The organism is Streptomyces varsoviensis (genome assembly GCF_000718635.1).
Taxonomy (GTDB): domain Bacteria; phylum Actinomycetota; class Actinomycetes; order Streptomycetales; family Streptomycetaceae; genus Streptomyces; species Streptomyces varsoviensis.
Genome location: NZ_JOBF01000014.1, coordinates 272,360 through 296,666 on the forward strand (window position 1 = coordinate 272,360; position 24,307 = coordinate 296,666).

Here is a 24,307-nt window from a genome sequence, read left to right on the forward strand (position 1 = left end):
ATTCTTGTTCGACCATGGCGCACCAGCCCGGTCATCGAGTAAAAAAGGCCGCCATGTGGGTTCTCTTCCTGCTTGTCGCCTGGGGTGCGGCATTTCTGTCCTGCGCCCGTCTGTGTCTCATAGCGTCGGCCTCCGCCCAGGCCCCGGGTTCCGCCACGGAGCCCGGGGCCTGGGCGGAGGCCGGGTCGCTGACCCTGTACGAGGCCGCCTTCCTGGCCGGGGGGCCGCACCGGGTCACGGACCTGGCGCTCGTGTCGATGTCCCGGCAGCGGCGGCTGCTGCTCGCGCACACCGGCTGGGCGACCGTCGTCGACCCGGTGGGCCGCGACGACATGGAACGGTCCGTGATCACGGCGATCGGCCCCGGCGGGCAGTCGCGCGTACCGGCCATACGGGCCGCCCTCACCGCCGCCGATTCCGTGCTTGCCCTGGCCGAGCGGCTGACCGCGGCCGGGCTGGCGGTGAGCCCCGCGGACCGTACGAACGTGTCCTCGGCGATCCGCCAGGTGCGGGGCGCGTGCGCGCTCGTGGTGTGCACCGCGATCGCGGCGCTGCTGATCGTGCCGCCGGAGTCGGGCGCGGGGCCGGCCGCGGCCTGGTTCGCGCTCCCCCTGGTGCTGACGGTCGGCTGCCTGGCCATCGTCCGGTACGAGATCAGGCCGTACACCCACTGGGCCTCGCCCGCCGGGGCCCGCGTCCTCGGCCAGATGGACGTGGCCAGGGCCCGCCGCGGGAAGCGGGCGGGAGGCGACGGCGGGGACGTCACCGGCTCCGGCGGCTCGGTCGGCTCCGGCGACTTCGGCGGCTCGGCCGGCTCCGGCGACTCCGGCGGTTCGGCCGGCGAACGGTCGTTCCTCACCGCGCTGGCCGTACGCGGCCGGGCCGCCCTCGCCGACCCGCAGTTGCGCGCCGCGCTCGCCGAGAACCTCCGAGGCCCGCACGACTGAACCGGGCCGCACGACCACTCGCGGGGTCTCCCACCCTCCGGACCCCGGCCCCTGGCCCCCTGCCCCCTGCCCCCTCCCGGCCGATCACTCGCCAGTTCGGGCGCATCGCACCCGACACCCGGCCCCAGTGCTTTACTTCCCGACCCTCCAGACCAAATATCCCTTTTGTCGGATAATCCGCGAAGGGACGGTCAGTGAGAGCAGCAGCCCTGTACGGCACCGTGGGATCGTTGATCCTCTCCGCACTCACCACCGCCCCGGCCGGCGGAGCCACCACCGCGCCCCCGGACGGGTCCGCGCAGGCGCGCGGCGTCGCCGTCGCGGCGCGGCAGGCCGCGGCGCGCGGGATCGCGTTCGGCCGGTGCGCGCCGGTGGAGAAGCTGCCCGCGGCCGTCGAGTGCGGCACGGTGTCCGTGCCGCTCGACTACGCCCGTCCCCACGGGCGCCACATCGACCTCACCGTCAGCCGCGCCCGCGCCACCGGACGGCCGGCCGAGCGCCAGGGATCGCTGATCTTCAACCCCGGCGGACCGGGCGGCTCCGGCATGGCCCACCCCACGCTCAGGGACGCTCCGGCATGGCGCGGGGCGGCACGGGCGTACGACTTCGTGGGGTACGCGCCGCGCGGCGTCGGCCGCTCCGCGCCGATCTCCTGCCAGGATCCGGCGGAGTTCACCAAGGCCCCCACCCTGTCCCCGCGCCACCCCTCCGAAGCCTTCAAGCGGCACAAGGCCGCCCAGGCCCGCGCGTACGCCCAGGGGTGCGCGCGCCGGGCCGGGGCCGCGCTGCCGTACTTCACCAGCCTCGACAACGCCCGCGACCTCGACGTGCTGCGGGCTGCGCTCGGCGACGCGAGGCTCAACTTCGTGGGGGCGTCGTACGGGACGTACTTCGGCGCCCTGTACGCGACCCTCTTCCCCGGCCACGTACGGCGTGTCGTCTTCGACAGCGTCGTCGACCCGGACCCGCGGCAGATCTGGTACCGCAGCAATCTCGCCCAGGCTCCCGCCTTCGAGAACCGGTGGGCCGACTGGAGCCGCTGGGTGGCCCGGCACGACGCGCACTACCGCCTCGGCCGCACGCCGGAGCGGGTACGGGCCGCGTACGAGTGGGTCCACGAGCGGCTGGCCCGCGAGCCGGCGGGCGGTAAGGTCGGCCCGGCCCAGCTCCAGAACGCGTTCCTCAACGTCGGCTACAGCGACAGTTACTGGGCCTCCAGGGCGCACGTCCTCGCCGCGTACCTGCGCGGCGATCCGAAGCCGCTCATCGCCGCCGCCTCGCCCGATCCGGCGACCGCCCGGGCCGACGAGAACGAGAACGCCGTCTACACGGCCGTCCAGTGCAACGACGCGCAATGGCCGCGCGACTGGCGCGTCTGGGACCGGGACAACACCCTGCTCGCGCGCCACGCGCCCTTCGAGACGTGGGAGAACGCGTGGATGAACCTGCCCTGCGCGTTCTGGCCGGCCCACCAGCGGCGCCCCGTGGACGTCGGGGTGAGCGACCACGCGCCCCTGCCGCCGACGCTGCTGCTCGCCGCCGAACGGGACGCGGCGACGCCCTACCCGGGGGCGCTGGAGCTCCAGCGCCGGCTGCCCGGCGCGGCGCTCGTCACCGAGCTGGGGGCGGGCACGCACGGCATCGGCGGCGGCCCGAACCCGTGCGTCAACCGCCACCTGGAGACGTATCTGCTGACCGGGAGGGTCCCGGCGCGGCGCGCGTACTGCGCGCCGCGCCCGGAACCGCGGCCCGTCCCCTGACGGCGGACGCTCAGGCCAGGCCCGCGACCAGCTCGGCCACCGGCTTGCGGCGGCCGGTGTAGAAGGGCACCTCTTCGCGTACGTGCATACGGGCCTCGGAGCCGCGCAGGTGACGCATCAGGTCGACGATGCGGTGCAGCTCGTCGGCCTCGAAGGCGAGCACCCACTCGTAGTCGCCGAGGGAGAACGACGGCACGGTGTTGGCGCGGACGTCCGGGAAGCCGCGGGCCATCTTGCCGTGGTCCGCGAGCATGCGGCGGCGGTCCTCGTCGGGCAGCAGGTACCAGTCGTAGCTGCGGACGAAGGGGTACACGCTGACGTACGCGCGGGGCTCCTCCTCGGCGAGGAACGCCGGGATGTGCGACTTGTTGAACTCGGCGGGGCGGTGCAGCGCCATGTTCGACCACACCGGCTCCAGGGCGCGCCCCAGCTTGGTGCGGCGGAAGAGGTTGTACGCCTCCTGGAGGGCGTCCGAGGTCTCCGCGTGCCACCAGATCATGAGGTCCGCGTCGGCCCGCAGCCCGGACACGTCGTACGTGCCGCGCACGGTGACGTCCTTGGCGGCGAGCTGCGCGAACAGCTCGTCCACCTCGTCCGCGTAACCGGTGCGGTCCTCGGGCAGGACGTCGCGCAGCTTGAAGACCGACCACAGGGTGTAGCGGATGACCTCGTTGAGGTCCTTGGCCTTCTTGCCGGCGTTCGGGGTCTTGTCAGGTTCAGCAGTCATGTCCCTATTCTCACTCGCTGCCCTGGGGGCCGGTCGGCAGGGTGGCGAGCAGCTCGTCGGCCGCCCGGTGGGCGCTGGAAACGCAGGCCGGGATGCCCACGCCGTCGTAGACCGCGCCGCAGACCCGCAGGCCGGGGAGGGCCGCGACGTGCTCGCGGACGCGGGCCACGCGGTCGAGGTGGCCGACCGGGTACTGCGGCAGTCCGCTGTCCCAGCGGGTGACGCGGCTCTCCAAGGGGGTGGCCGTGAGACCGACCGCCTCGCGAAGGTCGGCGAGCGACATCCCTACCAGTTCGGAATCCTCGCGCTTCAGATCCTCTTCGTCCTCAAACCGCCCGATGGAGGTACGCAGCACGAAGACATCGGGGTCCGCGTCGGCGATCCACCCCCACTTGCGACTCGCGAAGGTCGACGCCTTGATCTTGTGCCCGTCCACGGGCGGCACCAGGAACCCGCTGCCGTCCGGGAGCATGTCCGTCTCGGAACGGCGGAAGGCCATGGTGACCAGCGCCATGGAGGCGTACTCGACGGTGGCCAGCTCCGCGGCGGCGGCCGGGGAGGCGTCGGCGAGGAGCGCGGAGGCGGCGGGCGCGGGGGTGGCGAGCACGACGGCGTCGGCCTCCAGCACACTCGCCCCGGAGCCGCCGGGACCGCCGGGCACGCTGGAGCCGGCAGGGCCTCCGTCGCCGCCCGCGCGCCCGCCGCCACCTCTGCCACTGCCGCTGCCGCTGCCGCCGCCGCCGATCACGACCGTCCAGCCGCCGGTCGCCGTGCGGGTGAGCCGGCTGACCGGCGCGTTGGTGCGGATGTCCGCGCCCTGCGCCCGTACGGTCTCGGCGACCGCCAGGGGGAGCCGCCCGATACCGCCGTCGATGCCCATGAAGACCGGGCCCGGGGCGCCGTCCGGCTGCTTGGCGGCGGCGCGCGCCTGGATCTCCCGTACGCCCTCGGTCAGGGAGCGGTGGCCGCGAGCGGCCTCGAAGAGCTGGGGCACGGCCGCGCGCATGGAGATCCGGTAGGCGTCGCCCGCGTACACGCCGCCGAGCAGCGGTTCGACGAGGCGGTCGACGACCTCGCGGCCGAGCCGGGCGGCCACGTACTCGCCGACGGCGACGTCCTCGCCGACCTCGGTACGGGGCAGTTCGCCGTCCTCGGCGATGCGCGCGAGCCCTTCGTCGGAGATGACGCCGGACGCGGCGAGCGGCGCGAGGTCGCCGGGCACGCCCATGATATGGCCCTTGGGCATGGGGCGCAGGCCGCCGCGGGTCCACAGGGCGGCGCTCGCCGTGGCGGGCGGCTGGAGCCGGTCGCCGAGTCCGGCCGCGCGGGCCAGCTCGACCCCTTCGGGCCGGCGCGCGAGCATCGATTCGGCGCCGAGGTCCACGGGGACGCCGGCGATCTCGCCCGCGTGCAGCTTGCCGCCGAGCCGGCCGGAGGCTTCGAGCACGGTCACCCGCGCACCGCCCGCCAGGAGCCGATGGGCTGCCGCCAGCCCGGAGATACCGCCGCCGATGACGATCACATGGCCCTTGGGCGTGTGCGCTGTGCTCATGGGGCCACTCTCTCAAACGGTCATTTCGCACATCGCACGAGTCCCCGCCACGACCGCCGCTCCTCGGCCCGCAAGTGATTGCCCTTCTCGGCCCCTCCCATGGCGAAGGGGCGGGAGGCCGCCGCCCGTAAGCGGCACCCCCGCCCCTCCGCCGTGGGCCGGGCTACTTCTTGAAGCCGTAGTCCATGAGCTTCTTCGCGTCCGCCGTGCGGTTGGCCACGGAGGACGAGGTCAGGACGGTGCCGATGACCGTCTTGCCGCCGCGGGTGGCGGCGAAGACCAGGCAGTACTTGGCCTCGGGGCCGGAGCCGGTCTTGACGCCGATGGTGCCCGAGTAGCCGCCGAGCAGATTGTTGGTGTTGGTCCACGACATGTAGCGGTAGCCGCCGTTGGCCATGGTGACCTTCTGCTTGGTCGCCTTCGTCTTCACGACCGTGCGGAAGGTGGAGTACTTCATCGCGTTGGAGGCGAGCTTCGTCAGGTCGCGCGGCGTCGAGTAGTTGGCGCCGCCGCCGATGCCGTCGAAGGAGTCGAAGTGCGTGTTCTTCAGGCCGAGGCTCTTGGCGGTGGCGTTCATCTTGCCGATGAACGACTTCACCCGCGCGGCCCGGGTGGAGCCGCTGCCGAACTTGTCGGCCAGCGCGTACGCGGCGTCGCAGCCGGACGGGAGCATCAGCCCGTACAGCAACTGCCCGACGGTGACCTTGTCGCCGACGATCAGCCGGGCCGACGAGGCGTTCTTCGAGACGATGTAGTCGCTGTACGCCTTGTCGATCCTGACCTTGGCGTTCAGGTTGAGGTTCTGCTGCGCGAGCACCACCCGCGCCGTCATGATCTTGGTGGTCGAGCCGGTGGACCGGCGGGTGTCCGCCGCCTTGCCGAACAGCGCCTTCCCGTTCCCGTTGTTCATCACGAAGCCGCCCTTGGCGACGATCGTGGGGGTGGCGATCCTGGCGGCGGCCTGCGCGGGGGCGGCGAGCGCCCCGGTAGCGGTCACGGCCCCCGCGGTGACGGCGACCGCCGACACGCGACGCAGATTCTTCATGCCGATCATCAAGGTGAATTCTCCAAATACCCCTGACCTACAGTCATATGAGGGTACTGCCCTCTTGTAGGGCCGCTGCGCGAAAAGTCAACTCCCGGTGTTCACCGGACACTTTGCGCCGCTACTCCCTCCCCCTCATGCCGGCGTCTCGGGGGCGAGGCGTTCCCGGGTCTGAGCGTCGGCCAAGAGCTGGTCGAGGACGGCGACATGACCGCCGACGCGCTTCTCGGCGCGCAGCTCACGGGCGAGTGCCGGCAGGCCGCCGAGGGTGGCGACCTCGGCAAGCCGGTCGCGGTAGAGGTCGACGCGGCGCCGGGCGCCGTGCCGGCAGGCGGCGGGAGCAGTTCGTCGACAGTGCCGAAGCGGTAGAAGACGAACGCCTGGTTGACGCCCGCCGCGGCGGCGACCGAGCGCCCGACGGGCGGGCGCCATTGACAGCGCTCTCCGGGAGGCCGAGACTCGACAGCGGCCGATCTTGAACAAAAATTCACTGGGCGAACGCCGGGTCGGGCGGTCGGCCACCCGACGGACACCCACCGGACGCACCATCGACCCGGCGAACACCGAACGCGCCGCGCCGCCCGTCACGGGCCGCGGGAAGGGACCCGAAGACCCCATGGCAGCCTCTCCCGTCTCTCCCGCAGCCTCCCCCTCGTCCTCCTCGTCCGCCGGCGGTGGCGTCCGCGACGTCTACATCGTCGATGCCGTGCGTACCCCCGTCGGCAAGTACGGCGGCGCGCTCTCCTCGGTGCGCCCGGACGATCTCGCGGCGCACGTCGTACGGGCGCTGGTGGACCGCTCCCCCGACCTCGACCCGGCCCGCGTCGACGACGTGGTGTTCGGGAACGCCAACGGGGCGGGCGAGGAGAACCGCAACGTCGGGCGGATGGCGGTGCTGCTCGCGGGGCTCCCCGTGACCGTGCCCGGCGCGACCGTGAACCGGCTGTGCGCGTCGGGGCTGGAGGCCGTCGTGCAGGCGTACCGGGCCATCGCGCTCGGCGACGCGTCGGTGGCCGTCGCGGGCGGCGTCGAGTCGATGAGCCGCGCCCCCTGGGTGCTGCGGAAGCCGGAGCGCGGCTTCCCGGCGGGCGATCAGCAGCTCTACTCGACGACCCTGGGCTGGCGGATGACCAACCCGGACATGCCGCCCCAGTGGACGGTCTCGCTCGGCGAGGGCGCCGAACTGATCGCCGACAAGCACGGCATCACCCGCGACCAGCAGGACGCCTTCGCGTTCGGCAGCCACGAGAAGGCGGCGCGGGCGTGGCGGGAGGGCGCCTACGACGCCGAGGTCGTGGCGGTGCCCGGCGTGGAACTCGGCCGTGACGAGACGATCCGCGACGCTACGTCCCCCGCGGCGCTCGCCAAGCTGAAGCCCGTGTTCCGGCCGGACGGCGGCACCGTCACCGCCGGCAACTCCTCGCCCCTCAGCGACGGCGCCGCCGCCCTGCTGCTGACGGACGAGGAAGGGCTGCGGACGGTGGGCCGCGAACCGCTCGCGCGCGTACGGGCCGCCGCCGTGACCGGCATCGAACCGCACCACTTCGGCCTCGGCCCCGTAGAGGCCGTACGGCGCGCCCTCGCCAAGGCGGGCCGCGGCTTCGCGGACCTCACGACCTTCGAGCTGAACGAGGCGTTCGCCGCCCAGGCGCTGGGCTGCCTCGCCGAGTGGCCGGAGCTCGACCCGTCCGTCGTCAACCCGCGCGGCGGCGCCATCGCCATCGGCCACCCGCTCGGCTGCTCCGGCGCGCGCCTGGCGGGCTCGGTCGCCCATCAGTTGGCGGCGGCGGGCTCGGGCACCGGGGTGGCCGCGCTGTGCATCGGGGTAGGGCAGGGGCAGGCACTCGTACTGGAACGGTGACCACGAGGGAGTTGACCGCAGATGGCCATACCCGCAGCCGACCGCGGCGGGGCCGACCGGCGGCGCGCCGAGGCCGAGGCCGATGCCACCGCTGACGCCGACGTGGACGCTGGTGCTGACGCCGACCAGGCCCGGCCGGCGCGCTTACCCGGGGGCCGGCGCCCGGCCCCGTACGACGCCCCCGACTGGCCCGGCAACGGCGCCCCGTCGCCCGGAGACAGCGCCCCGTACGACGCCCCCGACCATCCCGGCGACGGCGCCCCGTACGACGACGCTCCCGGCGGACTCGGCAGCGCCCACGGTCTCGCCGACGGCCCCGCCACCATCGCCCGCCCCACCAACCTCCCTCCCCCCGACGACACCCTTCTCCCCGCCGACACCGACCTCCCCCCAGGCGCGCCCGCGCGCTACGCCGGCGCGCCCGAGCGCCACCCCCGCCGGCCCCTGGCCCCCGTCCGGCTCGACCCCGACGACGTCGAGCTGACCGGCCCCGTCTTCGGCCTCGCCGACGTCGATCCCCTCGACTCCGACCTCACCCGGCAGCACGCCGGCGAGCCGATCGGCGAGCGGATCACGGTCTCCGGCCGGGTCACGGACCGCAGGGGCCGCCCGGTGCGCGGCCAGCTCGTGGAGATCTGGCAGGCGAACGCCGCGGGCCGGTACGCGAACCAGCTCGACCGGCACGCCGCCCCGCTCGACCCCAACTTCACCGGCGTCGGCCGCTGTCTGACGGACGACGCCGGCGGCTACCGCTTCACGACGGTCAGGCCCGGCGCCTATCCCGAGGGCGACCTGCCCAATGTGTGGCGCCCCGCCCATGTGCACTTCTCCCTCTTCGGCGTGGCCTTCACGCAGCGCCTGATCACACAGATGTACTTCCCCGGGGACCCGCTCCTCGCCTACGACGGGCTCTGGCGGTCGGCCGTCGCCGCGGGCACCGCCCACCGGCTCGTCGCCGCCTACGATCCGGCACGCTCCGTGTCGGGCGTCTCCCTCGGCTACCGCTGGGACATCGTTCTCGACGGCCCGTCCGCCACCTGGACCGAGGCCCGCCGATGACCCTGCTGGAGCCGACGCCCGCGCAGACCCTCGGGCCGTTCTTCGGCCACGCGCTGCCGTTCCCGCGCGGCGGCGAGGTCGCCCCGGCCGGGCACCCGGACACGATCACCGTCCACGGGCACCTTTATGACGGTACGGGCGCCGCGGTCCCGGACGCGCTCGTGGAGTTCTGGCAGGCCGGGCCGTCCGGTTCGCTCGCCGGGGCGCCCGGCACCCTGCGCCGCGACCGCGCGAGCGGCGTGCCGCTGGGCCGGGACGGCGCGGAGTTCACCGGCTTCGCGCGGGTGGCGGCCGATGGCGGCGGCCACTACTCGCTGCGGACCCTCGCGCCCGGCCCCACCGCCCGGCGCACCGCTCCGCACCTCGCCGTCTGCGTCCTGGCCCGTGGCCTCTTCGGCCCGCTGCACACGCGCCTGTACCTGCCCTCGCCCCGGCTGGCCGCCGATCCGCTGCTCGCGTCGCTGCCGCCGGAGCGGGCCGCGACGCTCATCGCCGTCCCCGAGACCGGCGACCGGGCGCGGCACCACAGCTACCGTTTCGACATCCGGCTCCAGGGCGGCGGCGAGAACGACCGGGCGGGCGAGGAGACCGTCTTCCTGGACTTCCGGCACCCGGGCAACGCGCTCTGACCGTTCCCCCTCCCGGACGCGAGCGCTCCCCGCCGCCGGACAAGGCTTAGCGTGGGCCGTACATACGTACGCAGCGGACGTACCGGCGAAAGGAATCCACTCCATGGCGGCGGAACGACTGGTGGTCATCGGCGGCGACGCGGCGGGCATGTCCGCGGCCTCCCAGGCGCGCAGGCTCCGGTCCCCGGACGAGCTGGAGATCACCGCCTTCGAGCGCGGCCACTTCACCTCGTACTCGGCCTGCGGCATCCCCTACTGGGTGGGCGGCGAGGTCGACGGCCCCGACGCGCTGATCGCCCGCTCCCCCGAGGCGCACCGCGAACGCTCCATCGACCTGCGGATGCGCACCGAGGTGACGGAGATCGACGTGGCGGGCCGCCGGGTCCGGGTCCGCGATGTCGACTCGGGCGCGGCGGCGGGCGGCGACGAGCGGTGGCACGGCTACGACAAGCTGGTGATCGCCACGGGCGCGCGGCCGCTGCGGCCGCCGCTGCCGGGCATCGACGCGCCGGGCGTGCACGGCGTGCAGACCCTCGACGACGGCCAGGCGCTGCTGGACACGCTGGGCGAGCTGGAGCGGACGGAGGGCCGCCGCGCGGTGGTCGTCGGCGCGGGCTACATCGGCGTGGAGATGGCCGAGGCGCTGATCCGCCGGGGCTACGCGGTGACGGTGCTCAACCGCGACGAGCAGCCGATGCCGACGCTCGACCCGGACATGGGCGCGCTGGTGCACGAGGCGATGTGCGGGCTGGGCATCGAGACGGTGAACGGCACGACCGTCACCAAGATCCTCACCGGCGAGGACGGGCGCGTACGGGCGGTGGCGACGGAGGACGAGGAGTACCCGGCGGACGTGGTGGTCCTCGGCCTCGGGGTGCGCCCGGAGACCGAGCTGGCGCGCGCGGCCGGGCTGCCGCTGGGCCCCTCGGGCGGGCTGCTGACCGATCTGTCCATGCGGGTGCGCGGCTACGAGGACATCTGGGCGGGCGGCGACTGCGTGGAGGTCCTGGACCTGGTCTCGGGCCGTACCCGGCACATCGCGCTGGGCACGCACGCCAACAAGCACGGACAGGTGATCGGCGCGAACGTCGGCGGCGGTTACGCGACGTTCCCGGGTGTGGTCGGCACGGCGGTCTCCAAGGTGTGCGATCTGGAGATCGCGCGTACGGGCCTGCTGGAGGCGCAGGCCACGGCCGTCGGGCTGCGGTACGTGAGCGTGACGGTCGAGTCGACGAGCCGCGCGGGCTACTACCCGGGCACCCGGCCGATGCACGTGAAGATGCTCGCGGAGCGCCGTACGGGCCGGCTGCTCGGCGTGCAGATCGTCGGCCGGGAGGGGGCGGGCAAGCGCGTGGACATCGCGGCGGTCGCGCTCACCGCCGGGATGACGGTGGAGGAGATGACCGCGCTCGACCTCGGGTACGCGCCGCCGTTCTCGCCCGTGTGGGACCCGGTGCTGGTGGCGGCCCGCAAGGCGACGTCGGCGGTCGCGGCGGACGTACGGGCGCGCTGAGGGCAACGACCGCCGGCCTCCCACGGGGCGGCCACCGCGGCGCTCACGGCCGCCCTGACCAATCTCGTACTCGTTCGCTCGTACGTACCGGTGTCGCACCGACCGCGGCGACGAGGCCCGTACAGCCGCCGAGGCCCGCACAGCCGGTGCGACCCGTACGGCCGGTGCGACCCGTACGGCCCGTACCGGCCTCGTATGCGTACCGCCCCGGCGCGCCCGCCCCCGCCCGCCCGGGGGTCACTTGCCCGCGGTGTGCTCGTGGACGTACTCGACGAGGGCGGTCAGCGCGCCGGGGTCGGTGTTCGGGAGGACGCCGTGGCCGAGGTTGAAGATGTGGCCGTCGAGGCCGTCGGCGGCGGCGAGCACCTGGCCCGCCTGGGCCTCGACGGCCTCGCGCGGCGCGAAGAGCACGGCGGGGTCGAGGTTGCCCTGGAGCGCCTTGCCGGGGCCCACGCGGCGGCGGGCCTCGTCCATCGGGACGCGCCAGTCGACGCCGACGACGTCCGCGCCCGCCTCGCCCATGAGGCCGAGGAGTTCGCCGGTGCCGACGCCGAAGTGGATGCGCGGCACGCCGTGCCCGGCGACGGCGTCGAAGACCTTGGCGGAGGCCGGCATGACGAAGCGGCGGTAGTCGGCGGGGGCGAGCGCGCCGACCCAGGAGTCGAAGAGCTGCACGGCGGAGGCCCCGGCCTCGATCTGGACCGTGAGGAAGGCCGCCGCGATGTCGGCGAGGCGGTCCAGCAGGTCGGCCCAGAGTTCGGGGTCGCCGTACATGAGCGCCTTGGTGTGCTCGTGGTTGCGGGACGGCCCGCCCTCGACGAGGTAGCTCGCGAGGGTGAAGGGGGCGCCCGCGAAGCCGATGAGGGGGGTCGCGCCCAGCTCGCCGGTGAGCATCGTGACGGCCTCGGTGATGTACGGCACGTCGTCCGGCGTGAGGGGGCGCAGCCGCTCCAGGTCGGCGCGGGTGCGGATCGGCCGCTCGATGACGGGGCCGACGCCGGGCTTGATGTCGAGGTCGACGCCGATGGCCTTGAGGGGCACGACGATGTCGCTGTAGTAGACGGCGGCGTCCACGCCGTGCCGGCGGATCGGCTGCAGGGTGATCTCGGTGACGAGGTCGGGGCGCATGCAGGAGTCGAGCATCGCGATGCTCTCGCGGACCTTGCGGTACTCGGGCAGCGAGCGCCCCGCCTGCCGCATGAACCAGACCGGGGTGTGCGGTACGGGCTCGCGCCGGCACGCCCGCAGGAAGGCGGATTCCTGGACGGCCGGGGCGGGTTCCCGCCCGGAAGACGCCTCGTCGCGGCCGGTCTGCTGCTGGCCTTCCGGCCTCTGGGACGCACTCATGCCCCAAATCTTCGCACGGGCCGAACGAGTGACCCGCCCATCGGGTGTCCCTCCCCGGAAGAAGACCTCGTTCCGCCTAGTCTTCCGGGCATGGCTGCGGCGCAGGGACACCTCTCGGAAGGTCCGGACGGCGCGGACGGGGAGAGCTCCCCGGCCGCTTTCCGGCAGGCGGTTGCCGGGCTGCAAGGAGTGCGGCTCCGGCCGGAGATCGAGATCGATCCGACGCCGCCGCCTCAGCGGCTCGCGCCCTATTCGTACGCGCTGGAGGCGGCGGTCGTGGTGGAGGAGGAGGAGCTGGCGGACGGCCGGCTGATCCTGCTGCACGATCCGAACGGCCATGAGGCGTGGCACGGCACGTTCCGGCTGGTGACGATCCTTCAGGCGGATCTGGAGCCGGAGATGGCGGACGATCCGCTGCTGCCGGAGGTGTGCTGGTCGTGGCTGACGGGGGCGCTGGAGGCGCGGCGGGTGCCGTACGGGGCGCCGGGGGGCACGGTGACGCGGGCGAGCTCGCACTATTTCGGGGGGCTCGCGGACCGGTCGCCGTCGACGCGGATGGAGATCCGGGCGTCGTGGTCGCCGACGGCGGTGGACGGGGTGCCGGACACGGCGGCGCATCTGGCGGCGTGGTGCGATCTGCTGTGTCAGATCGCGGGGCTGCCGCCGGGGGGTTCGGGGGACGCGGGGGTGGTCTCGCTGCCGCAGCGGCGCGGGCCGCAGGGGCGATGATCGATCAACCGTCCGATTCGCCCGAATTGTTACTCATCAATTCGTGATCATTCTCTAAAGCCGGACCAGGTTGCTGCCGAAGGACCTTGTGACCGTTCCAAGCGATCACTCCGGCTTATCCCCCAAGCCGGCACCGTCCCGCCACTCCCCCAGGAGGCCTGGTGTCTGTTCTTCTAGAGCAACCTTCGAGCCTGGTCGCCTACCGCCCGAACAAGCCGACGGCCATGGTCGTCGTGGCCGACCCCCGAGTCCGCTCCACCGTCACCCGCCATCTGTGGGCGCTCGGGGTGCGCGACGTCATCGAGGCGTCGTCCATCGCGGAGGCCCGTCCCCGAGTGGGCAACCCGCGCGACATCTGCGTCGCCGACGTCCACCTCCCCGACGGCTCCGGTCTCACGCTGCTGTCCGAGACGCGCGCCGCGGGCTGGCCCAACGGGCTGGCGCTGTCCGCCGCCGACGACATCGGGGCCGTGCGCAACGCGCTCGCCGGCGGCGTCAAGGGCTATGTAGTCACCGGCACCCGTACGAACATCGGGATCCCCGGCCGCCCCGGGCACCCCCCGATCGGCTCCGCCGCCGCGGCCCGTATGCACCGCCGCCCGCCGGGCGCCCCCGGCCACCCCGGCGGCTACCGCGAGCTCTCGGGCCGCGAGGTCGAGGTCTTGCGGCTGGTTGCGGAGGGCCAGTCCAACAAGGCCATCGGCGTCTCGATGGGCCTGTCCGCCCTGACCGTCAAGAGCCACCTCGCCCGTATCGCCCGCAAGCTCGGCACCGGCGACCGGGCCGGGATGGTCGCCGTCGCACTGCGGACCGGCATCATCCACTGACCCGCCCCCGGCCAGGCGCGCCCGCCGACGGAACGTTCCGTCGGCGGGCGCTTCCTATCCACAGATACCCTTGACCGGTGACCGACGCCCAAGAGACCGCAGAAGAAATGACACTGCGAACCACCGGGGGCGCTCCCCCGGACGACGTCGATTCGGCGCCGATTCCCTTGTTGGAGCCACGCGAGGGCATGCCGCCCGTCGTGGCCGACGCCGACGCGCTGGCGGCCGTCGTCGCCGCCTTCGCCGCGGGCACCGGCCCGCTCGCCGTCGACGCCGAACGCGCCTCCGGCTACCGCTACGGCCAGCGCGCCTACCTCGTCCAGCTCCGCCGCGAGGGGGCGGGCACCGCGCTCATCGACCCCATCGGCTGCCCCGACCTCAGCGCACTGGGCGCGGCCGTCGCCGACGCCGAGTGGATCCTGCACGCCGCCACCCAGGACCTGCCGTGCCTGCGCGAAATAGGGATGACGCCGACGCGGCTCTTCGACACGGAGCTCGCGGGACGGCTCGCCGGATTCGCCCGGGTGGGACTGGGCGCGATGGTCGAGAACGTACTCGGCTACGCCCTGGAGAAGGGGCACTCCGCGGTCGACTGGTCGACCCGGCCGCTGCCCGACCCGTGGCTGCGCTACGCCGCGCTCGACGTCGAGCTGCTGGTCGACCTGCGGGACGCGCTGGAGGAGGAGCTGCGGCGGCAGGGGAAGCTGGAGTGGGCCCACCAGGAGTTCGCGGCCATCGCCGCCGCGCCGCCCGCCCCGCCGCGCAAGGACCCCTGGCGCCGCACCTCCGGAATGCACAAGGTGCGCCGGCGGCGGCAGATGGCCGTGGTGCGCGAGCTGTGGACCACCCGCGACCAGATCGCGCAGCGCCGCGACGTCTCGCCGGGCAAGGTGCTCGGCGACAGCGCGATCATCGAGGCCGCCCTGGGCTCCCCGCCGAACGCGCACGCCCTGGCGGCCCTGCCCGGCTTCGGCCACCGCATGGGCCGTAAGCAACTGGAGCAGTGGCAGGCGGCCATCGACCGGGCGCGCGCCCTCCCGGACAGCGAGCTCCCGCAGCCCGGCCAGGCCCTGACCGGCCCCCCGCCGCCGCGCGCCTGGGCCGACAAGGACCCCGTGGCGGCCGCCCGCCTCTCGGCGGCCCGCGCGGGCGTCTCCGAACTCGCCGAGCGCCTGAACCTCCCCCAGGAGAACCTCATCACCCCGGACACCGTCCGCCGCCTCTGCTGGGAGCCCCCCGCCGACCCGACCCCGGACGCCATCGCCACCACCCTCACCGCCCACGGCGCCCGCCCCTGGCAAATCGAACAGGTCACCCCCCTCCTCACCGAGGCCCTCCAGGCGGGGGCCGAGTAACCCCTGACACCCTCCTCCGCCCCCGCCCGCCGGATCGTCCGACAGGCGGGGGCATTTTTCGGAATTTTGGCTGGGGGTGGGATGTGACGTTCGCCGCTTGGGGGAAGGGGGCTGGGCAGCTTGGTTACTCGTAAGTAGCATGGCGGTGGGAGCCGACGCCGTGCCACGGCTCGGCGCGGCTGTGCCCTCGTAGCGCCCGTACGCAACTGGAGGAGAGCCAACGTGCCTCGTACCGCTAGGGACGTCGTTTTCGTCGACGGCGTCCGCACCCCGTTCGGCAAGGCGGGCCCGAAGGGCATTTACCACGAGACCCGCGCCGACGACATGGTCGTCAACTGCATCCGGGAGCTGCTGCGCCGCAACCCGGACCTGGACCCGGCCCGTATCGACGAGGTCGCGCTCGCCGCCACGACGCAGATCGGCGACCAGGGGCTGACGCTGGGCCGTACCGCCGGGATTCTGGCCGGGCTCCCGCAGTCCGTGCCGGGCTACTCCGTCGACCGGATGTGCGCGGGCGCCATGACCGCCGTCACCAACGTCGCGGGCGGCGTCTCCTTCGGGGCGTACGACATCGCGGTCGCGGGCGGCGTCGAGCACATGGGCCGGCACCCGATGGGCGAGGGCGTGGACCCGAACCCGCGCTTCGTCTCGGAGAAGCTGGTCGACGAGTCGGCGCTGTTCATGGGGATGACGGCGGAGAACCTGCACGACCGGCTGCCGCACATCACCAAGCGGCGCGCCGACGAGTACGCGGTGCGCAGCCAGGAGAAGGCCGCGAAGGCGTACGCGAACGGCAAGATCCAGGCGGACCTGGTGCCGGTCTCCGTGCGCCGCACGAACGCCGAGGCCGGGGAGACCGGCTGGGGCCTGGCCACCGCCGACGAGCCGATGCGGCCGGGGACGACGCTGGAGAACCTGGCGTCCCTCAAGACCCCGTTCCGCCCGCACGGCCGGGTCACGGCCGGCAACGCCGCCGGGCTCAACGACGGCGCCACGGCCTCGCTGATCGCCGCCGAGGACGTGGCGCGCGAGCTGGGGCTGCCGGTCAAGATGCGGCTGGTCGCGTACTCCTTCGCGGGCGTCGAGCCCGAGGTCATGGGCATCGGCCCGGTCCCGGCGACGGAGAAGGCGCTGGCGCGGGCGGGGCTGTCGATCGACGACATCGGGCTCTTCGAGATCAACGAGGCGTTCGCGGTGCAGGTGCTCTCGCTCCTGGACCACTACGGCATCGCCGACGACGACCCGCGCGTCAACCAGTACGGCGGCGCCATCGCCTTCGGCCACCCGCTGGCCTCCTCCGGGGTGCGGCTGATGACGCAGCTCGCCCGGCAGTTCGAGGAGCAGCCCGACGTCCGGTACGGCATCACCACCATGTGCGTCGGCTTCGGCATGGGTGGCACCGTGATCTGGGAGAACCCGCATTTCGAGGGGGCAGGCAAGTGACGACCACCGCTGAGCTGTTGAAGGGCGCGGCCGAGCTGTTCCCGGACGAGGTCGTGACGCGGGCGCACGTCCGCCACCTCGACCTGCCGGGCGGCGTGGGCAGGTTCGCGCTGATCACGCTGGACAACGGCCTGGACCACACCAAGCCGACGACCTTCGGCCCGCAGTCGCTGGCGCATCTGGACGCGGCGATCGACCAGGTGGAGCAGGAGGCGTCGGACGGCACGATCGTCGGCGTCGGCATCACCGGCAAGCCGTTCATCTTCGCCGTCGGCGCGGACCTCAAGGGCGTCGAGCTGCTGAAGCGGCACGAGGACGCGTACGCCATCGGCAAGGGCGGCCACGACGTCTTCAAGCGGCTCTCCTCGCTCGCGGTCCCCACCTTCGCGTACTACAACGGCGCGGCGATGGGCGGCGGCGTCGAGGTCGGCCTGCACTGCACGTACCGCACCGTCTCCAAGGCCGTGCCCGCCTTCTCGCTGCCCGAGGTCTTCCTGGGCCTCGTACCGGGCTGGGGCGGCTGCGTGCTGCTGCCGAACCTGATCGGCGCGGACCGCGCGGTCTCCGTCGTCATCGAGAACTCGCTCAACCAGAACCGGCAGCTCAAGGGCGCGCAGGTCTTCGAGCTGGGCATCGCGGACGCGCTCTTCGAGGGCGCGGACTTCCTGGAGCAGTCGCTGACCTGGACCGCGTCGGTCCTCGGCGGCGGCACCGAGGTCGTACGGGCCGAGGTGGACCGCGGCGAGGCGTGGGACCAGGCCGTGGCGCGCGGCCGGGCCATCGCCGACTCCAAGGTGCACGGCGCGGCCCCCGCCGCGTACCGGGCGCTGGAGATCATCGCGGCAGCCAAGAACGGCGACCTGCGGGAGGGCTTCGAGGCCGAGAGCCGCGCGCTCGCCGACCTGATCATGGGCGGGGAGCTGCGCAGCGGCATCTACGCCTTCAACCTGGTCCAGAAGCGCGCCAAGCGGCCGGCCGGCGCCCCGGACAAGTCACTGGCCCGCCCGGTCACCAAGGTCGGCGTGGTCGGCGCGGGGCTGATGGCCTCGCAGCTCGCGCTGCTCTTCGCGCGCCGCCTGGAGGTGCCGGTCGTGCTGACCGACATCGACCAGGAGCGGGTGGACAAGGGCGTCGGCTACGTCCACGGCGAGATCGACAAGCTGCTGCTGAAGGGCCGCGTCAACCAGGACAAGGCCAACCGCCTCAAGGGCCTGGTCTCCGGCTCGCTCGACAAGGCCGCGGCCTTCGGCGACGCGGACTTCGTCATCGAGGCCGTCTTCGAGGAGATGGGCGTCAAGCAGCAGGTGTTCGCGGAGGTCGAGGCGGCCGTCCCGGCCCACGCGATCCTCGCCACCAACACCTCCTCGCTGTCCGTCTCCGAGATGGCGTCGAAGCTCAAGCACCCCGAACGGGTCGTGGGCTTCCACTTCTTCAACCCCGTCGCGGTCCTGCCGCTGCTGGAGATCGTCCGGGCCGAGCGGACCGACGACGCGTCGCTGGCCACGGCCTTCGCCGTCGCCAAGTCGCTGAAGAAGACGGCCGTGCTGGTCAAGGACGCCCCCGCGTTCGTCGTCAACCGCGTGCTGACCCGCTTCATGGGCGAGGTCCAGAACGTCATCGACGAGGGCACGCCCATCGAGGTCGCCGAGAAGGCCGTCCAGCCGCTCGGGCTGCCGATGTCCCCGCTGGAGCTGCTGGAACTGGTCGGTCCGGCGATCGGGCTGCACGTCTCCGAGACGCTGCACGGCGCCTTCCCGGACCGCTTCACGGTCTCGCCGAACCTGGCGGCCGTGGTGAAGGCGGGCAAGCGGGGCTTCTACACGCACGATTCCGGGAAGCCGGAGCTGGACCCGGAGGTCCTGGCGCTGCTCAAGCAGGGTGACACCGTCCTCACCGAGGAGCAGGCCCGCGAGCGCGTCCTGGACGCCGTGGCGCAGGAGATCGGCCTGATGCTGGACGAGGGCGTCGTGGCCGAGGCGCAGGACATCGACCTGTGTCTGATCACCGGCGCGGGCTGGCCCTTCCACCTGGGCGGCGTCACCCCGTACCTGGACCGCGCGGGCGTCTCCGAGCGGGTCAACGGGAAGCGCTTCCTGGCGCCGGGCATCGCGAGCGTGCCCGCGTAGCCGGTAGCCGGATCGTACGAGCGTGTGGCGGGGCCCTTGGGAAAGGGACCCGCCACACAGCGTTTGAACGGCGGCTGTCCGCTAATGGCGGCTGTCAGTTGATGCCGCGCGATTACTGACAGCCGATCGGCTCAGAGGCGCTTGGCGCTGCGCAGGCCCTTCCCGTAGTAGCCCGGCCCGTCGAGGCGCGAGTCGCCGCCCGCGTCGCCGAGCGTGGGCCCGTCGCCCTCCTCTCGGCTGGAGATGAAGCGCGGGTGCCCGTCGGTGTCGAGGCCGAGGTAGATGCCCGAGTGGTCGAGGCGCCGGCCCGTACGCCGGTCGATGTCGAAGAAGACCAGGTCGCCGGGTTGCAGCGCGTCCAGTTCGGCGGGGCGGGCGCGGCGGTTCGCGATGACGGTGACCCCGGGGCCGACGGTGGCCATGCCGTTGGCCGTACGGGGCAGGCCGGCGCCCTTGCGGTCGGAGCCGAGCAGCGGGTAACCGGAGCGGTAGCCGTAGACGAGCCGTACGTAACCCGAGCAGTCGACGGCGCCGTAACGGGCCCGCTGCGGGGCGGCCGTACCGGTGTCGGGGAAGGTCCACGGCTTCCCCAGGTACTGGTAGAAGTCGGACTGCTCCAGGCGCAGGTCCCTGCCGTGCGCGCCCTTGGGGTTCAGCGGCCCGAAGGACGCGTCGCCCGCGTACCGCACGCCCTTGGCGTTCTTCTTCGGCTCGGCCCCGCGCACGTACTGCATGGAGATCTCGAAGACGTCCGGCGCGCGGCTGCCGCGGTACGTGCGCAGCCAGTCGGCGAACCACTTCGCGTGCTCCTGGCCCCGCTTCCAGGGCCGCGGCAGCAGCCGCACCCAACTGTCCGTGGCCACCGTGGCCTTGGTGGTGCGCGGCTCGGCGAACGTACGGCCGGGCCCGATCAGCACGGCGGTCCGCGCCCCGTCGGTGAGGGTGGCGAGGACGGCGCCCGACGCGTCACGCACCACGGTGCGGTCGGGGCCGGTGAGGCGGTCATAGCGGTAGCCGGCCGCGCCGCCGGAGCCTCCTGAGCCGCCCGAGCCATCCGTGAGGGCGGACGGGAGGCGGGTGTGTCGGGCCGTGGGGTCCGGGGACTGCGCCGCCGTGGGGTCGGCGTGCAGTTCGTAGGTCAGGGCGCCGGCCGTGACGGCGAGGGCGCACAGGACGGCGAGCGGTAGCCGGCTCTTCAGGCGTGCTGCCATGGGGGTGGGGGGCCTTTCTTCGGCACGGTCGCTTCTCTTCCGTACGGTCGCTTCTTCCGTACGGTCGTTACTGCCGCACGGCTGTTTCTGCCGCACGGCCGTTTTGCGCGGCTTATGCGGCGCGGGAATTTCAAACGCTCGGGAGCGCGCCGAGCAGTACGCCCGCGGTCAGCACCACGTACGCGCCGAGGGTGACCGTGGCGGTCGACACCATGGTGGCGCGGGGCGGCTGGCGGACGAGCTGGTAGGCGATGAGGCCGGGGACGATGTAGCCGAGCGTCTGATGCGCGAACAGCATCGGGAACTGCTGCTGGAGGATCAGGTACAGCGTCGCCTGGAGCAGCACGCCGCATAGGACGACCGCCGCGAACAGCCGCTTCCCGTAGAGGATGACGACGCCTTGCATGACGCGGGTGGAGACATAGGTCAGCACGGTCACGCCGAGGACCATCGCGAAGAGCCGGACGTCGCCGACGAGCGTCAGCGCCAGCCAGCCGGGGGTGATCATGCCGCCGGGCGAGAGGTTGGTCGTCAGGTAGCAGACGAGCGAGAAGAGCAGCCCCAGGGCGATGCCGATGGCGGCCATGTCCGGGGTGAGTTCGACGGGGGTCACGGGGTGGTCTCTCCAGTGCGGGAGCTGTGGGGGGTGCGCTGGACGGGGATGTGGGAGGAGGCGCCCGTACGGGCCTCGGCGGGCTGGACGGACTCGGCGGCCACGCCGGCCTCCACGGCCACGGCAGGCTCGACCGACCCGCCGGCCACCGCGGACTCGGCGTCCGGGAGCAGGGCGAGCCGTTCCAGGAGGTGTTCGCCCTGGCCGTGGATGTTGCCGACGGCCACCAGGGAGGCGTCGCCGGGCATGGCGTCGAGGAGCTGGGCGAGCAGTGCGTCGGGGTCGCGCCCGTCGCCGCCGAGGTCGACGACCCGGCCCTGCCAGTGGGCGGGAATGCCCTCGCGGGCGCTCCTGGTGGGGTGCCCGATCAGGAAGACGGTGTCGGGGTCGAGGTCGGGGATGATCGCGCCCATCTGACCGTTGCGTTCGACGCGGTCGGGGCGGCAGTTGATGACGACGTGCAGGGGCCGGTCGATCGCGCCGAGGCCGAGGAGCTGGCGTACGTTCATCAGCGTCGACTCGGGGTCGTTGGCCGCGAAGACGTTGGCGAAGGAGAGCCGGTGGCCGCTGGGCGTGCGGTACTTCTCCACCGAGAGGACTCCGGGGTCCGGCGGCGCGTCGTACATGCCCTGGAGCGCCGTGGCGCGGTCCACGCCGAGGAGTTCGGCGACGGCGATCGCGATGGCGACGTTCTCCTTGAAGGTGAACCAACTGAAGCCGCGCAGCTCGTCGTCGGAGACGGTCTCCGGGTCGGCCACGATCAGCTCGCAGTTCCGGGCGGCGGCCTCCTCGCGGAGGATGTGCAGCCGGTCCCGCTCGGCGGTGACGCAGACGCCGCCGACGGGCATCGAGCGGCACAGCGAGCGGGCCACGTCGTCGAGGGTGGGGCCCATCTCGGCGAGATGGTCCTCGCGGACGTTGCAGAGCACCCCGATGGTGGAGCGGATCAGCTTGGTCTGGTTGACCTCCTGGAGGGCCGGCATCACCGCCATGCACTCGATGACGAGCGCGTCGGGGCGGTAGGAGGCGGCACGCCGGACGATGCCGATCTGCTCGACGACGTTGGCGATGCCGAACTTGCGGTAGACCGGCTCCTCCGTGGCATCGGGGTGGATGAAGCGGGCGGCGGTGCCCGTGGTCTTGGCGACGGTGGTGAGATCGCCGCCGCGCAGCGCGCCCGCGCACAGCCGGGTGATGGAGCTCTTGCCGCGGATGCCGTTGACGAGCAACCGCTGGGGGATCGCTTCGAGGGCGGCGTAGTGCCGGCGCTGTTCGACGATGCCGGCGATGAGGAGGGCGAGGGAGGCGATGAGGAAGACGCTGTAGAGGAAAAGCATGTCCCTGCTTGTCAGTTGCCCGGGAGGGCGGTGGGGGGAAGGTTTGTCGATTGCCCTGGGGGCGGTGGGGGGAGAGGGTTGCGAGCTGCCCTGCGGGCGGGGAGGGGGGAGGAAGCCTCGCCCGCAGACCGGCCCGTAGCGCTGCCCGTAGCCCTGGACGTAGTTCTGGACGTAGTTCTGGACGTAGTTCTGGCCGTAGTTCTGGCCGTAGTTCTGGCCGTAGTTCTGGCCGTAGTTCTGGCCGTAGTCCTGGGAGAAGGCGACAGGAAGCCCTGTCAGTTGCCCTGGAGGGCGGCCGTGAGGGGCCGCCCGGCGGCCGGGCCGTGGCGGTCGGCGTCCGCGAGCCGCTGTCTGATGAGTTCGAGGGAGCGGGCGAGCGATCCCACCTCGTCGTGGTGGCGCGGGTAGATCACGCTCGTACGGTCGCCCGCCGCGAGCGCCGCGGCCGACCGGTCGACGGCGCGCAGCGGCCGGATGACGGTGAGGTGGAGCCAGCCGAGGCAGAGCAGGGCGGCGGTGAAGGCGAGCAGCCCCACGAGGATCGCGCGCCGCTGCGTCTCGTACGAGGCCAACGGCAGCCAGGACAGCGGCTTCTGGGTGACGACGCGCCAGCCGAGGCCGTCGACGGGAGCGGTGCCCTTGACGGGGGCGTCGGCGGTGAGCGTACGGGCCTGGTGGCCGGGGCGCGCGCTGAAGGCGATGAAGCCCTGGTTGGAGCCGATCACCCGGTCGTGGGCGTCGACGAGCCAGGAGCGCCCGAGGCCGGGGCGGCTGAGCAGCCCGTTGAAGGCCGAGGGTTCGAACTCGCCGACGAGCCGGTGGCCGTCCTTGCCGAAGGGCACGACGGCGGCGGAGACGGGCACCTTGCCGCCGTGGTTGAGCTGGAGGACGGCGGGCGCCGCGTCAGCGGTGTTACCGGCGCTTCCGGCGCTACCGGTGTTTCCCGCGCTACCAGTGTTTCCAGCGCTACCGGTGTTTCCGGCGTTATCGGCGTTCTTCGTGCTCTTCGCGCTGCCCAGGGCCGCCTCGCGGTCGACGCCGCCCTTCGTGGTCCCGGAGCGCCGCACGATCTTGCCGTCCCCGTCCACGAGGTACAGGGCGCTCCATTCGGAGTGCTTGGGCAGCAGCGTGTCCATGGCGTCGCCGATACGGTCCCGGCCGGCGCCGCCGCCGAGCCGGGCGACCGAGGTCAGGTCGGCGATCCCCTCGCCGAGCGTGCGCCGCACCCGCTCGGAGGCCGCCTCGGTCCGGTACTTCTGGTCCTGGGCGGTCTGTTCGGGTACGGGGCCCCGGCCGTCGGCGAGGTTGAGTACGGGCAGCGCCACGGCCCAGGCGGTGATGAGGGCCGCGCAGCACAGCGCGGTCGCCCGCAGCCCGCCGCGTACGGGCCTCGTCTTCGTCACGGCACCGGACGCGGGACCGGAGACGGGACCGGACGCGGGACCGGAGACGGTTCGGGCCATGACTCCGGACGCGGCGTGGGGTGCCGGTGCCGGCACCGGCCGTTCGCCTTCGCCGAGGAGTTGGCGGCGCAGCGTCTCCAGGGTCGCGCCGATCCGGGCGGTCTCGCCGCGGCCGGTCGCCGGTACGGGCCGGTCCAGGCTGCCGCGTACGAGCCGGGCGGCCTCCATGTCCAGTACGCGCAGCGGGCGTTGGACGCGGCGTACGAGCCACCAGGCGACAAGGAGGGCGATCACCAGGAGGACGACGGCGGCGAGCGGCCCGAGGAGGCGGTCGCTGCCGACGGCGGTGCCGGAGGGGACGGGGACGGTGGTGACGACGGAGAGGCCGAGGCGCTGGACGCGGTCGCCGCCGGGGACGTCCGCGCGGCCGACGGCGAAGTAGCGGTCGCCGTCGCGGTGTACGGGCCCGGAGTCGCTCGCGGCGAGCCCCCGCACGCCGGAGTTGTCGGCCTGGTCGCCCGAGGCGGCGAGGACGCGGCCGCCGGGGCCGGTGACGAAGGTGGTGCGGTTGCCGCGCTCGGCGGGCAGCCGCAGCGTGCCCGCGGCGACGACCAGTTGTTCCGTTCCGCGCGGCCCGTCGACGTAGGCGAAGGACAGCAGCCGGGGCGCGCCGGATTCGGTGGCGACCAGGCGGGGCCGGAGGCTGTCGTCGGAGCGGCCGTCGAAGGTGTCGAGGGGCACGGTTTCCCCGCGCGCGGCGAGGAGTCTGCCCGTTTTCGGGTCCACGACCGCGAGTCCGCGCCACTTCCGATAAGCGGCGCTG

General features: G+C 73.2%; 19 protein-coding genes and 1 pseudogene. 11 read left to right on the top strand and 9 right to left on the bottom strand.

Annotated features, from left to right (window positions below; translation table 11 throughout):
* The first annotated feature begins 53 nt into the window (after positions 1 to 53).
* Positions 54 to 947 carry a TIGR04222 domain-containing membrane protein gene (locus IF55_RS21785; protein ID WP_030886503.1) on the top strand — a complete coding sequence of 298 codons (894 nt, stop codon included), beginning with the start codon at positions 54 to 56 and terminating at the stop codon, positions 945 to 947.
* Positions 948 to 1,141: 194 nt separating this feature from the next.
* Entirely contained in the window at positions 1,142 to 2,707 is a 1,566-nt protein-coding gene (locus IF55_RS21790) for an alpha/beta hydrolase (RefSeq protein WP_030886506.1), read from the top strand.
* Between the two features lie 10 nt (positions 2,708 to 2,717).
* Here IF55_RS21790 and hemQ read toward each other — a convergent pair whose 3' ends face one another.
* From hemQ to IF55_RS40730, 4 genes and pseudogenes are all read right to left on the bottom strand, one after another.
* Entirely contained in the window at positions 2,718 to 3,434 is a 717-nt protein-coding gene (gene hemQ, locus IF55_RS21795; protein ID WP_030886512.1) for a hydrogen peroxide-dependent heme synthase, read from the bottom strand.
* Positions 3,435 to 3,444: 10 nt separating this feature from the next.
* Entirely contained in the window at positions 3,445 to 4,986 is a 1,542-nt protein-coding gene (hemG, locus tag IF55_RS21800; protein ID WP_037966043.1) for a protoporphyrinogen oxidase, read from the bottom strand.
* Between the two features lie 163 nt (positions 4,987 to 5,149).
* On the bottom strand, positions 5,150 to 6,040 hold the full coding sequence (locus IF55_RS21805; protein WP_063764016.1) for a D-alanyl-D-alanine carboxypeptidase family protein: 891 nt from the start codon (positions 6,038 to 6,040) through the stop codon (positions 5,150 to 5,152).
* 129 nt (positions 6,041 to 6,169) lie between these two features.
* A pseudogene (locus IF55_RS40730) lies at positions 6,170 to 6,444 on the bottom strand (TetR/AcrR family transcriptional regulator); the annotation flags it as partial.
* Between the two features lie 203 nt (positions 6,445 to 6,647).
* Here IF55_RS40730 and IF55_RS21810 point away from each other — a divergent pair.
* From IF55_RS21810 to IF55_RS21825, 4 genes are all read left to right on the top strand, one after another.
* Positions 6,648 to 7,892: a thiolase family protein gene (locus IF55_RS21810; protein ID WP_078644911.1), complete on the top strand. Its 1,245-nt coding sequence runs from the start codon at positions 6,648 to 6,650 to the stop codon at positions 7,890 to 7,892.
* Positions 7,893 to 8,216: 324 nt separating this feature from the next.
* Complete coding sequence (gene pcaH, locus IF55_RS21815) at positions 8,217 to 8,951, top strand: protocatechuate 3,4-dioxygenase subunit beta (protein ID WP_048832305.1); 735 nt, start codon at positions 8,217 to 8,219, stop codon at positions 8,949 to 8,951.
* Positions 8,948 to 9,580, top strand: coding sequence for a protocatechuate 3,4-dioxygenase subunit alpha (gene pcaG / locus IF55_RS21820; protein ID WP_030886527.1), 633 nt, complete (start codon positions 8,948 to 8,950; stop codon positions 9,578 to 9,580). Before pcaH ends, pcaG begins: the two co-directional genes overlap by 4 nt.
* A 103-nt stretch (positions 9,581 to 9,683) precedes the next feature.
* Positions 9,684 to 11,093 (top strand): FAD-dependent oxidoreductase, encoded by a 1,410-nt coding sequence (locus IF55_RS21825; protein ID WP_030886530.1) that lies wholly within the window; start codon positions 9,684 to 9,686, stop codon positions 11,091 to 11,093.
* 237 nt (positions 11,094 to 11,330) lie between these two features.
* On the opposite strand, the gene hemE is transcribed toward IF55_RS21825, so the two are convergent.
* Entirely contained in the window at positions 11,331 to 12,440 is a 1,110-nt protein-coding gene (hemE, locus tag IF55_RS21830) for a uroporphyrinogen decarboxylase (RefSeq protein WP_030886532.1), read from the bottom strand.
* Positions 12,441 to 12,530: 90 nt separating this feature from the next.
* Here hemE and IF55_RS21835 point away from each other — a divergent pair, with 90 nt between their 5' ends.
* The 5 genes from IF55_RS21835 (at position 12,531) to IF55_RS21855 (ending at position 18,920) form a co-directional block, all read left to right on the top strand.
* Complete coding sequence (locus tag IF55_RS21835; RefSeq protein WP_030886534.1) at positions 12,531 to 13,169, top strand: DUF3000 domain-containing protein; 639 nt, start codon at positions 12,531 to 12,533, stop codon at positions 13,167 to 13,169.
* A 161-nt stretch (positions 13,170 to 13,330) separates the two neighbouring features.
* Positions 13,331 to 13,996 carry a response regulator transcription factor gene (locus IF55_RS21840; protein ID WP_030886537.1) on the top strand — a complete coding sequence of 222 codons (666 nt, stop codon included), beginning with the start codon at positions 13,331 to 13,333 and terminating at the stop codon, positions 13,994 to 13,996.
* 77 nt (positions 13,997 to 14,073) lie between these two features.
* On the top strand, positions 14,074 to 15,351 hold the full coding sequence (locus IF55_RS21845) for an HRDC domain-containing protein (protein WP_030886541.1): 1,278 nt from the start codon (positions 14,074 to 14,076) through the stop codon (positions 15,349 to 15,351).
* A gap of 222 nt (positions 15,352 to 15,573) precedes the next feature.
* On the top strand, positions 15,574 to 16,794 hold the full coding sequence (locus IF55_RS21850) for a thiolase family protein (protein ID WP_030886543.1): 1,221 nt from the start codon (positions 15,574 to 15,576) through the stop codon (positions 16,792 to 16,794).
* Entirely contained in the window at positions 16,791 to 18,920 is a 2,130-nt protein-coding gene (locus IF55_RS21855) for a 3-hydroxyacyl-CoA dehydrogenase NAD-binding domain-containing protein (protein ID WP_030886545.1), read from the top strand. The genes IF55_RS21850 and IF55_RS21855 overlap by 4 nt, the downstream gene beginning before the upstream one ends.
* A gap of 131 nt (positions 18,921 to 19,051) precedes the next feature.
* Here the strand turns inward: IF55_RS21855 and IF55_RS21860 are convergent, their stop codons facing one another.
* The 4 genes from IF55_RS21860 to IF55_RS21875 all read right to left on the bottom strand — a co-directional run bounded on the left by IF55_RS21860 (position 19,052) and on the right by IF55_RS21875 (position 24,270).
* Positions 19,052 to 20,131, bottom strand: coding sequence for a C40 family peptidase (locus tag IF55_RS21860; RefSeq protein WP_030886549.1), 1,080 nt, complete (start codon positions 20,129 to 20,131; stop codon positions 19,052 to 19,054).
* A 130-nt stretch (positions 20,132 to 20,261) separates the two neighbouring features.
* Entirely contained in the window at positions 20,262 to 20,744 is a 483-nt protein-coding gene (locus tag IF55_RS21865) for a poly-gamma-glutamate biosynthesis protein PgsC/CapC (RefSeq protein ID WP_030886551.1), read from the bottom strand.
* Entirely contained in the window at positions 20,741 to 22,081 is a 1,341-nt protein-coding gene (gene pgsB / locus IF55_RS21870; protein ID WP_106980441.1) for a poly-gamma-glutamate synthase PgsB, read from the bottom strand. Before pgsB ends, IF55_RS21865 begins: the two co-directional genes overlap by 4 nt.
* A 275-nt stretch (positions 22,082 to 22,356) precedes the next feature.
* Positions 22,357 to 24,270 (bottom strand): HAMP domain-containing protein, encoded by a 1,914-nt coding sequence (locus IF55_RS21875; RefSeq protein ID WP_157854456.1) that lies wholly within the window; start codon positions 24,268 to 24,270, stop codon positions 22,357 to 22,359.
* Positions 24,271 to 24,307: the final 37 nt, after the last annotated feature.